Annotated in this window: 16 protein-coding genes and 1 other annotated feature; all 16 genes read left to right on the top strand. The window is 36.4% G+C overall.

Features of this window, described 5'->3' with window-relative positions; genetic code table 11:
• Positions 1-30 precede the first annotated feature (30 nt).
• The 16 genes from mreC (at position 31) to EGX95_RS20945 (ending at position 13,865) form a co-directional block, all read left to right on the top strand.
• The gene (gene mreC, locus EGX95_RS21015) at positions 31-882 is read left to right on the top strand and encodes a rod shape-determining protein MreC (protein ID WP_001135483.1); all 852 of its coding nucleotides are present in this window, start codon (positions 31-33) and stop codon (positions 880-882) included.
• Positions 883-896: 14 nt separating this feature from the next.
• Positions 897-1,442 carry a rod shape-determining protein MreD gene (gene mreD / locus EGX95_RS21010; protein WP_000975746.1) on the top strand — a complete coding sequence of 182 codons (546 nt, stop codon included), beginning with the start codon at positions 897-899 and terminating at the stop codon, positions 1,440-1,442.
• A 35-nt stretch (positions 1,443-1,477) separates the two neighbouring features.
• Positions 1,478-2,164: a septum site-determining protein MinC gene (gene minC, locus EGX95_RS21005; protein ID WP_000391517.1), complete on the top strand. Its 687-nt coding sequence runs from the start codon at positions 1,478-1,480 to the stop codon at positions 2,162-2,164.
• 2 nt (positions 2,165-2,166) lie between these two features.
• Positions 2,167-2,964: a septum site-determining protein MinD gene (gene minD, locus EGX95_RS21000; RefSeq protein WP_000503310.1), complete on the top strand. Its 798-nt coding sequence runs from the start codon at positions 2,167-2,169 to the stop codon at positions 2,962-2,964.
• A 133-nt stretch (positions 2,965-3,097) separates the two neighbouring features.
• Positions 3,098-3,844, top strand: coding sequence for a stage IV sporulation protein SpoIVFA (gene spoIVFA / locus EGX95_RS20995; RefSeq protein ID WP_000797474.1), 747 nt, complete (start codon positions 3,098-3,100; stop codon positions 3,842-3,844).
• The gene (spoIVFB, locus tag EGX95_RS20990; protein WP_000599049.1) at positions 3,837-4,697 is read left to right on the top strand and encodes a stage IV sporulation intramembrane metalloprotease SpoIVFB; all 861 of its coding nucleotides are present in this window, start codon (positions 3,837-3,839) and stop codon (positions 4,695-4,697) included. Before spoIVFA ends, spoIVFB begins: the two co-directional genes overlap by 8 nt.
• Before the next feature lie 67 nt (positions 4,698-4,764).
• Positions 4,765-6,153, top strand: coding sequence for an Rne/Rng family ribonuclease (locus EGX95_RS20985; protein ID WP_000855434.1), 1,389 nt, complete (start codon positions 4,765-4,767; stop codon positions 6,151-6,153).
• Between the two features lie 77 nt (positions 6,154-6,230).
• Positions 6,231-6,308: a sequence feature (ribosomal protein L21 leader region), on the top strand.
• A 14-nt stretch (positions 6,309-6,322) separates the two neighbouring features.
• Positions 6,323-6,631, top strand: coding sequence for a 50S ribosomal protein L21 (gene rplU / locus EGX95_RS20980; protein ID WP_000270908.1), 309 nt, complete (start codon positions 6,323-6,325; stop codon positions 6,629-6,631).
• Between the two features lie 11 nt (positions 6,632-6,642).
• Complete coding sequence (locus EGX95_RS30520; protein ID WP_001993153.1) at positions 6,643-6,987, top strand: ribosomal-processing cysteine protease Prp; 345 nt, start codon at positions 6,643-6,645, stop codon at positions 6,985-6,987.
• A gap of 3 nt (positions 6,988-6,990) precedes the next feature.
• On the top strand, positions 6,991-7,281 hold the full coding sequence (gene rpmA, locus EGX95_RS30515; RefSeq protein WP_000944958.1) for a 50S ribosomal protein L27: 291 nt from the start codon (positions 6,991-6,993) through the stop codon (positions 7,279-7,281).
• Between the two features lie 63 nt (positions 7,282-7,344).
• Positions 7,345-7,893 (top strand): sporulation initiation phosphotransferase B, encoded by a 549-nt coding sequence (locus EGX95_RS20970; protein WP_001037006.1) that lies wholly within the window; start codon positions 7,345-7,347, stop codon positions 7,891-7,893.
• Positions 7,893-9,179 (top strand): GTPase ObgE, encoded by a 1,287-nt coding sequence (gene obgE / locus EGX95_RS20965; RefSeq protein WP_000497126.1) that lies wholly within the window; start codon positions 7,893-7,895, stop codon positions 9,177-9,179. The genes EGX95_RS20970 and obgE overlap by 1 nt, the downstream gene beginning before the upstream one ends.
• Before the next feature lie 139 nt (positions 9,180-9,318).
• A complete protein-coding gene (locus EGX95_RS20960; protein ID WP_000276715.1) occupies positions 9,319-10,026 on the top strand; it encodes a response regulator transcription factor in 708 nt (235 codons plus the stop codon).
• Positions 10,016-11,098 (top strand): HAMP domain-containing histidine kinase, encoded by a 1,083-nt coding sequence (locus tag EGX95_RS20955; protein ID WP_000864967.1) that lies wholly within the window; start codon positions 10,016-10,018, stop codon positions 11,096-11,098. Before EGX95_RS20960 ends, EGX95_RS20955 begins: the two co-directional genes overlap by 11 nt.
• 93 nt (positions 11,099-11,191) lie before the next feature.
• Positions 11,192-11,968 carry an ABC transporter ATP-binding protein gene (locus EGX95_RS20950; RefSeq protein ID WP_000114533.1) on the top strand — a complete coding sequence of 259 codons (777 nt, stop codon included), beginning with the start codon at positions 11,192-11,194 and terminating at the stop codon, positions 11,966-11,968.
• Positions 11,943-13,865: an ABC transporter permease gene (locus tag EGX95_RS20945; RefSeq protein WP_001011383.1), complete on the top strand. Its 1,923-nt coding sequence runs from the start codon at positions 11,943-11,945 to the stop codon at positions 13,863-13,865. The genes EGX95_RS20950 and EGX95_RS20945 overlap by 26 nt, the downstream gene beginning before the upstream one ends.
• Positions 13,866-13,877: the final 12 nt, after the last annotated feature.

Here is a 13,877-nt window from a genome sequence, read left to right as displayed (position 1 = left end):
AAAAATCAATGAAATTAAGAGGGTGTGAACGTGCCACAGTTTTTCTTAAACAAAAGATTAATTGTTTTGTTAGTTAGTATTATTCTTCTCGTGGCATTGATTGGAATCTCATTGAAAGAACGGAACAGTTTAACATGGCCAGAGCAGTTTGTTAAAGACACTGTCGGTGTTGTAGAACGTGTATTCCAAAAGCCAGCGAAATACGTAGCTGGATTCTTCGAAAATGTAGAGGATGTAAAGCGCACGTATGAAGAGAATAAAGAATTAAAAGCAAAATTAGACAATTATGCAGGTCTATCAGGGAAAGTAAAACAATTAGAAGATGATAACAAGAAGTTACAAGAGTTAACGGGTAAAGATAAGTTAAATAGCGGTTATACTGAAATTCCAGCGACTGTTGTTTCTCGTAATCCAGATAAATGGTACGATTTAGTTGGACTTGATAAAGGGGCACAGCAAGGAATAAAAAAAGATATGGCTGTATTAACTCCACAAGGTTTAGTGGGACGAGTGAAAAGTGTATCTCAGTTTACATCATCAGTAGAATTGTTAAGTTCTATGAGCCGAACAAATCGTGTTTCTGCTATCGTACAAGGGAATGAGAAAATCTTTGGATTGATTGAAGGTTACGATAAAGAAAAGCACTTACTTCTTTTCACAAAGATTGGTTCTGATGCACCGGTAGATAAGGATCAACTAGTTGTAACATCTGGGCTCGGTGATATTTTCCCGAAAGGTCTTGTAATTGGAAAAATCGTTGAAGTTCAGCAGGATCCATACGGTTTAACAAAAACAGCTTATGTAAAGCCAGCCGCTGATTTAAATGACGTAGAGCATGTTGTAGTTGCGAAACGTGAAACGCCTTCAGCGCCATTAGAATAGGAGGGGGAGAAGAGATGATGAAGATTTTAAAAAGAGCAGCTCTTCCTCTTTTGCTCCTTTTTGCTTTTTTATTTGAAAATATGTTTGCTACTATTGTTCCAACAGAGGTTTTTTGGAAAGACAGTATAGCATCACCTCATTTCTTTATCATTGTGTTATGTTTTATTACTGTGTACTATAGTCCGGTCCAAGGGATTTATTACGGACTATTATTTGGTTTCTTATTTGATACCGTATACACGGAACTTGTTGGTATATATATTTTTGCGTATCCGATTTTAGTTTATTTAGTTTATAGTGTGATGAAGGTACTACAATTGAATTTATTTATTGTTACTTCTATCGTACTAGCTAGCATAGTAGCATTAGAGTATTATGTGTATGGATTTTTAACTTTGTTAGGACGTACTCATATGTCGGCGTATGTCTTTTTCACAGATCGTCTCCTGTCTACTTTATTGCTAAATGCAATTTTCTTATTGATAGTTTGTTTCCCACTGAGACGATATTTAGTGCGTCTTTCAAAAGCGATGGAAGAAAAAGAAAAAAGGATTTTCTAATTTTATGTCGAATTGAATCGGTGGGGTGAACTTTAGTGGAAGAAAAAAAGCAACAAAATGTAACAATAAAAGGGACAAAAGACGGAATAACCCTTCATTTAGATGATTGTTGTTCATTCTCTGAATTATTGAAGGAATTGGATGAAAAGCTTTCTACACATTACTATGATGGTGATGGACGCTCTTTAATTGAAGTGCATGTGAAAGTAGGAAACCGTTATTTAACAGAAGTCCAACAAGAAGAGATTCGTACGTTAATTCGTAATAAAAAGAATCTCGTTGTGGATTCGATTGAAAGTGATGTTATAACGAAAGAGGAAGCAATAGCTTGGAAAGAAGAAACAGAAATCGTCCCTATTTCCAAAATTGTTCGCTCTGGACAAGTTTTACATGTAAAAGGAAATTTATTGTTAATTGGTGATGTTAATCCAGGCGGAACGGTTATCGCTGGGGGGAATATTTTTGTCGTAGGATCATTAAGAGGAATTGCACATGCGGGGTATTATGGGGATTCAGATGCTGTAATCGCTGCATCTGTTATGAACCCGATGCAACTTCGAATTAGTGATGTGGCAATGCGGGCTCCGGAAGAGAAAGAAGACGGAGCGGAGGCGGCAGAATGTGCGTATATTAATGAGAACAATCACATTGTTGTCGATCGACTGCAACTTCTCACTCATCTTAGACCTAATTTAACAAAGTTAGAAAGGGGAATTGTATAGCTGTGGGAGAGGCAATAGTAATTACATCTGGAAAAGGCGGTGTAGGTAAAACTACAACGTCTGCGAACATTGGGACAGCCCTAGCGTTATCTGGAAAGAAAGTGTGCTTAATTGACACAGATATCGGTCTTCGAAACTTAGACGTAGTAATGGGGCTGGAAAATCGTATTGTATTTGATCTTGTTGATGTCGTTGAAGGGCGTTGCCGTTTACCTCAGGCTCTTATTAAAGATAAACGTTTTGATGATCTTTATTTATTACCTGCAGCACAAACGAGTGATAAATCAGCGGTAACACCTGAACAAATGGATGAATTAATACAAGTATTACGTCAAGATTATGATTACATATTAATTGATTGTCCTGCGGGGATTGAGCAGGGATTTAAAAACGCGGTAGCTGGTGCGGATAAAGCAATTGTTGTTACGACGCCAGAAGTATCCTCAATGCGCGATGCGGATCGTATTATCGGGCTTTTAGAAAAAGAGGATATTGAACCACCGAAACTTGTTATTAATCGTGTGCGTAGTCATATGCTTCATGAACAGGATATGTTAGATGTTGATGAAATCGTACGTACATTGTCAATCGAGCTTCTTGGTGTTGTCGAAGATGATGATGAAGTTATTCGTGCTACAAATACAGGTGAACCTGTAGCGTTGCAACCGAGCGGAAAAGCAGCGTTAGCTTATCGTAATATTGCAAGACGTTTGTTGGGTGAGAATGTCCCATTACAAGCATTTGAACAAGAAAAGGTATCGGTATTTACAAAGATGAAAAACTTCTTTGGAATCCGTTAAAAGCACTTCGCATATTTGCGGAGTGCTTTCTTTTTTCTTCACACGAATATCTTCCATACCTAGCTCATACATATGTACAAACTGTATACAACTGTTTCTATGTACATTAGCTTAACGAAAGAAAGGAGACAGTATGAAGAATAGACGTGTAGAAGAAATTAAAAAACGGATTGCGAAGAGGAAGGCAGAGCAAGAAAGGATGGAGGAAGAGCAGTATTTTACTGGAGGGAATTTTGATAGTGAAACAGTATTTATTGAAGATGGAGAAAAGGAAATTCATCCTTTATTTCGAAAAGAAGTGTTTTTCTTCAAAGTATTGTTATCAGCAATATTAGTTCTTTCTGTCGCTATTTTATATAAGAATGCACCAGCTTCTTTCGACGGTGCTAAAGCTGTTACAGAAAAAGTGATGAAAGAAGAATTTCAGTTTGCTACTGTAGCGAAATGGTACGAAAAACAGTTTGGAAAACCGCTCGTGTTCTATTCGCCTAATGAGAAAAAAGAAGAAATGATTCAGCAAAAAGATTATGCCATTCCTGCTTCCGGAAAGGTGATGCAAGGGTTTCAAAAAAATGGCCAAGGTGTATTTGTACAAACAGCTACAAATGCAACTGTTGAGTCAGTGAATGAAGGGCTAGTAGTTTTTGCGGGCAAGAAAGAGGAACTTGGTAATACAGTTCAAATTCAGCATGCAGATGGTACGGAGTCATGGTATGCAAATTTAAATGATATGTCAGTGAAATTATATGATTATGTTTCAAAGAAACAAAAAATTGGAACAGTGAATAATGATGCGAATAATAAAAATGGTAAGTTTTATTTCGCAATAAAAAAGGACGAAAAATTTATTGATCCGATTCAGGTGATTTCATTTGATTAAATATAGAGATGTTTTAACAAAGATTTCAGTACATCCGTTGTTTTGGGTTATTATTGTCATTGGTATTTTCACGGCACGTTTTAAAGAGTTACTACTGTTATTTTGTATCGTTCTCATCCATGAACTTGGGCATGCTTTTGCAGCGGCACACTATAATTGGCGTATTAAGAAGATTCAACTTTTGCCGTTTGGTGGTGTGGCTGAGCTTGAGGAACATGGGAATAAATCATTGAAAGAGGAACTAGTTGTTGTAATTGCAGGACCTATTCAACATATTTGGATGATGGCGGTAGGCTATATGTTGTTTGAAGCTGGTTGGCTTCATGCGGAATTATATTATTTCTTTATGTGGAATAATATAATTATTTTAGCGTTTAATTTACTACCTATTTGGCCTCTTGATGGTGGAAAAGTATTGTTTAACGTACTATCATATCGTTTTCCTTATTTACAAGCACATGAAAAGATGATGAAATTATCATGTGTTTTTTTTAGTGTCATACTAGGGTGGCAGTTACTTTGGAATAGTAATAATATTATGATGTGGGTACTACTCATATTTTTAGCGGTGTCGTTATATCAAGAATGGAAGCAAAGACGGTATGCCTTTATGCGTTTTTTATTAGAACGTTATTATGGGAACAAAAGAGGAATTGAAAAGATTGCACCGATTGAGGTGCAATCAGAAGATCATTTATATAAGATATTCACAAAATTTCGTAGAGGATATAAGCATTCTATTATCGTCCGCGGAAAATATAAAGAACATTACACATTGGATGAAAATGAATTGCTTTATGCGTATTTTACTGAAAAACGAACAACTTCATCTGTTGAAGAATTAATCGGTTAGTGTTGACGTTAGCACTAACCTTTTATTATTGTAAAAGCAAAGAAGATTATAAAGTGAGGAAAGTATTTTGAAAACGTTATATATGAACTACGCTGGATCGGAAAAACGCGTTGCAATTGAAGAGAAGAAGAAAATTGTTGAGTTTTTATGGAAACGAAATGAAGAACAAGAGATTGTTGGGCATATTTATGTTGGACGTATCGTAAGAACGATTGCTGGAATGAATGCGGCTTTTGTAAATATAGGTTTAGAAAAACATGCTTATCTTTCGTACGATGATGTACCATCTTCTTATCATATACATGAAGGAAAAGCGGTACTCGTACAAGTTGTAAAAGAGGCAATTGATACGAAAGGACCAAAATTGACAGCAAATATAGAATTTACCGGGAAATATGTCGTTTATATGCCATATGATGAAATGCGTGCGGTTTCTCGGAAAATAAAAAACAATAAAAGAAGGCAACAATTACTCCAAATTGAAGTAGAAGGGAAAGGAGGTTATATTTTCCGCTCAGCTTCTGAAAAAGGAGAAATTGAAGAAATACAAGCTGAAATGCAAAGGTTACAGCAGTTATATGAAGAGTTAAAAAGAAAAGAGGGCCAAGGAAAGGCACCGTTACTAGTCCATCGGCCAGCAACCTTTTTAGATCGTGTATTTCAAGAGAATCCAATTGAAACGATTGAAAAAGTAGTTGTAGATACAAGAAGTATAGTAAAAGAATTAGAAGAAAAAGTCGGCAAAGAAAAAATATCTTTTTATAATGAAAAGTCTTCAATATTTAACCATTTTGGCATAGAGCGTGAGATTGAGAAAGCACTTCAAAAAATTGTGTGGCTCCCAAATGGTGCTTATTTAATTGTGGAACAAATGGAGACGATGACTGTAATTGATGTGAATACGGGTAAGTTTACTGGAAAACAGAATTTACAAGATACAGTCCTTCGTACAAATGAAGTAGCAGCTGAAGAGATAGCGCGTCAATTAAGACTCCGTGATATTGGTGGTATGATATTAATTGACTTTATTAATATGAAAAGAAGAGAAGATAAAGAAAAGATAAGAGAATGTCTCATCGCTGCTATGCAACATGATCGCACATATACAAGAGTGCTCGGGTTCACAGAGTTAGGGATTTTAGAGATGACACGTAAACGTAAAAAACATTCTTTACGCGACGTATTACTTGAAGAGTGTGCACCGTGCAAAGCGACGGGTTATGTCATGTCATATGAAACGATTGCGTATGAGCTAGAGAGAGAGCTAATTACATATGGCAATATAGAAGATGAGGCAGTATTAATCTCTGCACCTAAAGAATTACAAAAACAATTTTTGCAAAAAGAATTACAAAAAAATATTCCATTTGAAATTTATTTCAAAGATGATATGATCGAAAAGTACGCTATTATCCGTTTTGGAAGTAAAAAAGAAATTATAGAACGGAAAAAATAGTTATTAGAACTTTCATTGACAATAGTCTATGATTCATGATAACATCTTTATGTTATAGTTTATAGCACCTAAACGGCTATATGCTACAACCGCACAAGACAGGTTCCTTAAAGGCATTTATGTCTACCTCGTTTTTGGCGAGTCTTAGTAATTAAGAGGAGGTGCAAGTATGTACGCAATTATCGAAACAGGTGGAAAACAAATCAAAGTTGAAGCTGGTCAAGAAATCTACATTGAAAAATTAGATGTTGAAGCTGGTGAAACTGTTACTTTTGACAAAGTTCTTTTCGTTGGTGGCGAAAACGTGAAAGTTGGTAGCCCAGTTGTAGAAGGTGCAACAGTTACTGCGAAAGTTGAAAAACACGGTCGCGCTAAGAAAATCATCGTTTTCAAATACAAAGCGAAAAAGAACAATCGTAAGAAACAAGGTCATCGTCAACCTTACACTAAGCTAGTTGTTGAAGCTATCAACGCTTAATTCTGGTTAACATGATTAAAATTACGATAAGTCGCACGAAATTAGGAAGTATCCAATCATTTAAAATGACTGGACATGCCGATTATGCGCCACATGGACAAGATCTTGTCTGTGCTGGAACTACAGCGGTTGTGTTTGGTTCCATAAATGCTGTGGAAGAACTTTGTAATGTGCAGGCAACTATTGAACTCGGAAGTGATGGTGGATTCTTAACGTATGAATTGCCTAATGATTTAGACGTTCATACAGCAGAAAAAGCACAGATACTTTTAGAAGGATTGGTTGTTTCGCTTAAGACGATCGAACTTGATTACGGAAAGTATATCCGTTTAATAGAAAAAGTGCAGGAGGTGTAACGTATGTTAAGATTAGATCTTCAGTTTTTCGCATCTAAGAAAGGTGTAGGTAGTACAAAGAACGGTCGTGACTCTCAGTCAAAACGTCTTGGTGCTAAACGCGCAGATGGTCAAACGGTTACAGGTGGTTCAATTCTTTACCGTCAACGCGGTACAAAAATTTATCCAGGTGTTAACGTTGGTCGTGGTGGCGATGACACTTTATACGCGAAAGTTGACGGCGTAGTACGCTTCGAGCGTCTTGGCCGTGACCGCAAACAAGTGAGCGTATATCCTGTTGCTCAAGAAGCATAAGAACTCACGGAAAACTCTAACCTGAGTGCAGGTTAGAGTTTTTCTATATTAAGGAGTATCTAAATGAATAAAAAATGGACAATTATAGATGCATTGCGCCATTCAAGACATGATTGGCTCAATCGTATGCAGATGGTGAAAGGAAACCTTTCCCTTGGAAAAGTGGAAGAAATTCATAGTCTCATCGATCGTTTTGTCCAAGAAGCGAGACAAGAATCCAATCTGATGGGGCTATCAATGCCTTTATTTTCAGAGTGGATTTTAACATATAATTGGAAACAGCAGCCGTGCTTATTGGAGTACGAAGTATTAGGGAATTTACATAACTTATCTCACTTAGATGAGACTGTATGTACATGGACGAATCAATTTTTCTCAATGCTTCAGCATAGTTTAGACGTATATGTTGAAAATTATGTTTGTATCACAATTGAATGTGACGCGGAGAATGCTCGTTTCTTTTTTGATTTTCGTGGTAAGCTAACGAGTGTAGAAGAACTACAGAATTGGCTTGCGAACCAAAACAATAAATGGTATTCCATTTCTTATACAGTAAGAGACGAAGAAGTCTCAGTTATATTACAACCAATTGAAAAAAGTGTGGTGAAATAATGTTTGTAGATCAGGTCAAGATATATGTAAAAGGCGGCGACGGTGGTAACGGAATGGTTGCGTATCGTCGTGAGAAGTATGTTCCAAAAGGTGGTCCAGCAGGTGGCGACGGTGGTAAAGGTGCAGATGTTGTTTTCGTTGTTGAAGAAGGCTTACGTACATTAATGGACTTCCGCTACCAACGTCATTTCAAAGCTGATCGCGGTCAGCACGGAATGAGTAAAGGTCAGCACGGCCGTAAATCTGAAGATTTAATCGTTAAAGTTCCGCCAGGAACAGTAGTAAAAGATGAAAAAACTGGTCAAATTCTTGCGGATTTAGTAACACATGGACAAACAGCTGTAATTGCAAAAGGTGGCCGCGGCGGCCGTGGTAACTCACGTTTCGCAACAGCTACGAACCCAGCGCCAGAAATCGCTGAGAATGGGGAACCAGGTCAAGAACGTGATGTCATTCTAGAACTTAAAGTACTAGCAGACGTTGGACTTGTTGGATTCCCAAGTGTAGGTAAATCTACATTATTATCTGTCGTATCATCAGCACGTCCGAAAATTGCAGAGTATCACTTCACAACAATCGTTCCAAATCTTGGTGTTGTTGAAACTGGTGATAACCGCAGCTTCGTTATGGCTGACCTTCCTGGACTAATTGAAGGCGCACATGCCGGCGTTGGACTTGGTCATCAATTCCTGCGTCATATTGAGCGTACACGTGTAATCGTGCATGTAATTGATATGTCTGGTTTAGAAGGCCGTGATCCATATGAAGATTACGTAACGATTAATAATGAATTAAAAGAATACAATCTTCGCTTAACGGAGCGTCCACAAGTTGTTGTTGCAAACAAAATGGATATGCCAGATGCAGAAGAAAACTTACAAGCATTTAAAGAGAAAGTGGGAGACGAAGTAAAAATCTTCCCAATCTCAGCTGTAACAAGACAAGGTGTTCGTGACTTACTGTTTGAAGTAGCGAACTTAATAGAAACAACACCAGAATTCCCAATACATGAAGTTGCGGATGAGTCTGATACAAGTGTAATGTACAAATTTGATACTGAAGGTGTTAAATTTGAAATTACACGTGAAAGTGATGGCACGTTTGTTATCTCTGGTTACGATATCGAGAAAACATTCAAGATGACAGACTTCTCACGTGATGAATCTGTACGTCGTTTCGCTCGTCAAATGCGCGGAATGGGTATTGATGAAGCGCTTCGTGCACGTGGTGCAAAAGACGGAGATATTGTAAAAATTCTTGAATATGAATTTGAATTTATCGACTAAGACTGCCGAAATACGGCAGTCTTTTTTTATATCGTAAAAGTCTGATTTATACAGGAAAAAATCCCCACTAATTAAATTTTCAATTTATAATAGAAAAAGAAGTAGTTTTATAAGAACATTTTATGGGGAGAAAGTGAAAATGTATAAAATATTAATTGTAGAAGATGATGAGAAAATCGCGGGGATATTAGAGGAACATTTAGAAAGGTATGGCTATCAGTCATTTAGAGCAAGTGATTTACGACATATAAAAGATGAGTTTGTAAAAGTAAATCCACATCTCGTGTTACTTGATATTAATTTACCGTATTTTGATGGTTTCTATTGGTGTCGTCAAATCCGCACTGTATCGAATGCACCAATTATTTTTGTTTCTGCAAGAACGGGGGAAATGGATCAAGTAATGGCAATTGAAAATGGCGGAGATGATTACATTACGAAGCCATTCCATTTAGACATTGTAATGGCTAAGGTAAAAAGTGCACTTCGTCGTGGGTATGGTGAGTATGCTTCTGCGGCAGAAAGCGATTGTTTAGGTGTAAATGGACTGTTGTTATTCCCATCTCAGCACGTTGTTGAGTGGCAAGGGCAACAAACAGAACTGACAAAAAATGAATTTTACTTATTAGAGTGTTTAATGAAACAAGCAGATCAATATGTAACGCGCGAAGAATTGTTAGAAGCCCTCTGGGATGAGGTAGCTTTTGTTGATGATAATACATTAACCGTAAATGTAAAACGTGTAAGAAAGAAACTAGAGGAGCTAGGCATTAAAAATGCAATTGTAACGAAACGTGGATACGGTTATGCGCTTCTTACAGAGTGGGGAGAAGGCCATGAAGGTTAAAGATTACCTCATGGACCGCTTTTCTTTAATTCTTTCTTACATTGTTAGCCTCTGTTTATTTGGGCTCGTTTTGCAGTTGCAAAGTCTTTTAGAAAAGCGATCTATTGATTGGAATACGTGGTTATACGGACTTTTATTAGGGACAGTTGTTTTTACTGTATATCTCATTTACGATTACCGAAAACGGAGTGTGTTTTTAAAGAGGATTGAAAAGTATGTTACTGGCGGAAATACATTACATGATTCCTTACTTATTGATACTTCTTATACGGCAGAGCAAGAGATGGTCGTTGAATCGTTTACGCTATTAAGACAGCAATATATGAATGAAGTTCATAAACAACATGCAAAAGAACAACAGCAAATGATATTTATGAACCAATGGATTCATCAAATGAAAACACCGGTATCTGTTATTGAGTTACTATTACAGAAGTTTGGTAAAGAGCATCGTGAAGCAAGGGCAACAGTTGAAAGTATTCGTGAAGAAAATAATCGCATACTAAATGGTTTAGATTTAGCGTTACATATGGCAAGGTTAGAACAGTTTGCGAAAGATTATAAAGTAGAAGTAGTAAATGTGATAGATATTATTAGAGGTATTATTAATGAAAATAGAAAGTCTTTCATTCAATCGTCTGTATTTCCGAAAGTGATGTTTGAGGAAGATACTTGTATGGTTGCCTCTGATAGAAAATGGCTCAGTATTGCTATAGGACAAATTGTTGTAAATGCAATTAAGTATACAAAAATTTCGGAAGCAGAGAAAAAGGAAATTCAATTTCAAATTGAAGAGAAAGATCAAAAGGTGTTATTACATATTAAGGACAATGGAATCGGTATTCCAGAGCAAGATGTAAAGCGTATATTTGATCCATTCTTTACAGGGGTAAATGGCCGGAAAACGAGAGAAGCGACTGGAATGGGTTTATATATTACGAAGGAAATTTGTGATAATTTACATCACGGTATGTATGTGCAATCGGCTGAAGGGGAAGGGACAACATTCACGTTCCAATTTGCAAAAGATGAAGAATATCATACATTAATGAGAAAAATGACAAAACTGTAAGATAACAAAACGTTTTGTAAGGGAAATCACTCGTTTCTTTTTCTTATTTTTCTTATAGTAAATGTAAGAAGAAAACACATAGGGGGATTAGAAATGAGTGTTCTTGAAGTAAAAGGATTAACGAAGGTGTACCAATCAAAAGGTTCAGTAGCAACGACTGCTTTAAATGATATAAATTTTAAAATAGAAGAAGGCGAATTTGTAGGGATTATGGGTCCTTCAGGGAGCGGAAAAACAACGCTTTTAAATTTATTAGCAACAATTGATAAGCAAACTTCAGGTCATGTGCTTGTAAATGGGGAAGAAATTAATCAAATGCGTGCTGCAAAATTAGCGGAGTTTCGCCGTACACATTTAGGATTCATTTTCCAAGATTTTAACTTACTTGATACGTTATCGATTAAAGAAAATATCATTTTACCACTTGTAATGGCGAAGAAATCTGTAAATGAAATCGATGCAAAAGTGCTTGAGATTGCAAAGTTTTTAAATATCGAGGGCATTTTAAATAAAAAGGTATATGAAGTATCCGGTGGCCAACAACAACGTGCAGCAGCTGCGAGAGCGATTATTCATGAACCGACGCTAATTTTAGCAGATGAGCCAACTGGAAACTTAGATTCTAAGTCGGCAAAATCATTAATGAGCGCGTTGCAAGATTTGCATGAACAAAAGAAAGTAACAATTGCAATGGTAACGCATGATCCAGTAGCGGCGAGTTATTGCGAACGTATTCTTTTCATACGTGATGGAGAGATTTTCTCAGAAATACATAAGGGAAGAACGAAACAAGCCTTTTTCCAAGAAATTCTGGACGTACTTGCGATGCTAGGAGGGGAATATCATGAACTTTCGCCAGCTCGCGCTTAATAATGTAAAAGGAAATTGGCGTAATTATAAAGCGTTTCTTATAAGTAGTTGTTTATCGATAGTCGTATTTTTCATGTATGCTTCCTTCATTTATCATCCAGATGTTGTAGGCGGTAATATTAGTATGAGGGAGATGATTTCAAAAGGGTTAGAATCGATGAATTATATTGTCGTCATCTTCTCGGCACTCTTTATTTTATATGCAAATTCAACGTTTTTACGAGCAAGAAAAAAAGAGTTTGGTCTACTAACATTAATAGGCGGAACGAAATCGCAGCTCGGCCGAATGATTATATTAGAGCAACTGATGTTAGGTAGTATTGCAATTGTAGTTGGTATTGGGGTCGGAATGCTTTGCTCAAAACTATTTTTCCAAGCACTGAGTGTATTACTAAAAATTGATAAAACACTACCGCTCGTATGGAATAGTAAAGCAGTTCTTATTACAGCTGGTGTGTACTTTATTCTCTTTTTAATCCTATCATTGTTTAGTGTTTGGACAGTAGGGCGCTTGCAAATTATTGATTTATTAAGAGAAGCAAGAAAACAAAAAGTAGAGCCTTTTGCATTTACATGGTTATGCATAGTTGGTATAGGATGTATTATTGCTGCATATGTTCTTTGTTTCCAAGTAACCATTATGAATTTTATTATATATTTCTTACCAATTGTAGGATTGACCATTGGCGGAACGTATTTACTATTTACACAAGGAAGTACAGTTGTATTAAAAGCATTGCAAAAACGAAAACAATCTTTTTATACATACCCAAATATGTTCGTACTTAGCAATCTTATTTATAAAATGAAGGATAATGCTCGTTTTTTATTTGTAATTTCTATCATTACGGCGGTAGTATCTTCAGCAGTAGGTACACTGTACGTATATTTTGAAAATATGAGTGCGAAAACGATAGAGCTTACGCCACATGCTATTTCATATGAGGAAAAGGGATTAAATACGCATAGCCTTATTAATGAAGAAAAAGTACAAGAGATTGTAAAAAGAAATGGGTTTGAAGATGCACGAAAAGTAACCTATGTAAAACTACCTGCAACACAGAAAATAATGTTGTTTAACAGTGAACGTGAAGTACCAATGGCGATTATTTCAGAAAAAGAATATAACGCGGAAGTGCGTAAACAAAAGAAAGAGCAAATTACAGAGGTTCATAATGCACCAGGTAGCGCGACGATGGTTATGGTTGATGCAGCAAATGAACTTATGAAAATAGATCGTACGAAACCGTATGAATTTAAGATTAACGGACAAAAGCAGTCTGTTCAATTAAACGAGCCAACGTCATATTCTGTTTTTAACGATAGCGAATATCTTATTGTGAATGATCAAGACTTTGAGAAATATGCAAAGCTTGTACCAGATGAAGAAAAGACGAAATATTATGGTTATTATATTGAAGATTGGAAAAGTACCGAAGATCTTGTGCTAGATTTGAAAAAGGAAATTGCACCAGAAAAGCAAGGGGAATTGAGAAATTCAGTGTTTGCGTATAAGGCTATAAGAGAAGGTGGTGCAATTACAATGTTCATCGGTTTCTTCGTAGCTGTACTATTCTTCTTCTTCGCTTGTAGTATGACATACTTTAAATGGTTTAACGATAAAGAACAAGATCGTATTCAATTTAAATCGTTAAAGAGAATCGGTATGACAGATAAAGAAATTCGTAAAATTGCAATTCGACAAATGGGCGTTATCTTCTTTATCCCAATTGTAATTGGTGCCATTCATAGTGGATTTGCTCTTCATACGTTAGGAAAAATGCTTTATCTCGATTTATGGAAATCAGGTGCGCTTGTAATTGGAGCATACATTTTAGCTTCTGCGATTTACTTTATGATCGCGCAAAGAGGATATTTAAAACACGTAAAAAGCTAGGGGAACCTCTAG

This window comes from Bacillus sp. FDAARGOS_527, assembly GCF_003812125.1.
GTDB classification, from domain to species: domain Bacteria; phylum Bacillota; class Bacilli; order Bacillales; family Bacillaceae_G; genus Bacillus_A; species Bacillus_A paranthracis.
The sequence above is the reverse complement of the archived record's forward strand: the minus strand, read 5'-3'. Positions and strand labels throughout refer to the sequence as shown.

Bases quoted from the DNA above. Each gene is read 5' to 3' on its own strand.
- EGX95_RS20970 (WP_001037006.1), top strand. From the start codon at position 7,345: ATGAATAAAAAATGGACAATTATAGATGCATTGCGCCATTCAAGACAT.
- EGX95_RS20945 (WP_001011383.1), top strand. From the start codon at position 11,943: ATGAACTTTCGCCAGCTCGCGCTTAATAATGTAAAAGGAAATTGGCGT.
- spoIVFA (WP_000797474.1), top strand. From the start codon at position 3,098: ATGAAGAATAGACGTGTAGAAGAAATTAAAAAACGGATTGCGAAGAGG.
- rplU (WP_000270908.1), top strand. From the start codon at position 6,323: ATGTACGCAATTATCGAAACAGGTGGAAAACAAATCAAAGTTGAAGCT.
- EGX95_RS20960 (WP_000276715.1), top strand. From the start codon at position 9,319: ATGTATAAAATATTAATTGTAGAAGATGATGAGAAAATCGCGGGGATA.
- EGX95_RS20950 (WP_000114533.1), top strand. From the start codon at position 11,192: ATGAGTGTTCTTGAAGTAAAAGGATTAACGAAGGTGTACCAATCAAAA.
- mreD (WP_000975746.1), top strand. From the start codon at position 897: ATGATGAAGATTTTAAAAAGAGCAGCTCTTCCTCTTTTGCTCCTTTTT.
- obgE (WP_000497126.1), top strand. From the start codon at position 7,893: ATGTTTGTAGATCAGGTCAAGATATATGTAAAAGGCGGCGACGGTGGT.
- EGX95_RS30520 (WP_001993153.1), top strand. From the start codon at position 6,643: ATGATTAAAATTACGATAAGTCGCACGAAATTAGGAAGTATCCAATCA.
- rpmA (WP_000944958.1), top strand. From the start codon at position 6,991: ATGTTAAGATTAGATCTTCAGTTTTTCGCATCTAAGAAAGGTGTAGGT.
- EGX95_RS20955 (WP_000864967.1), top strand. From the start codon at position 10,016: ATGAAGGTTAAAGATTACCTCATGGACCGCTTTTCTTTAATTCTTTCT.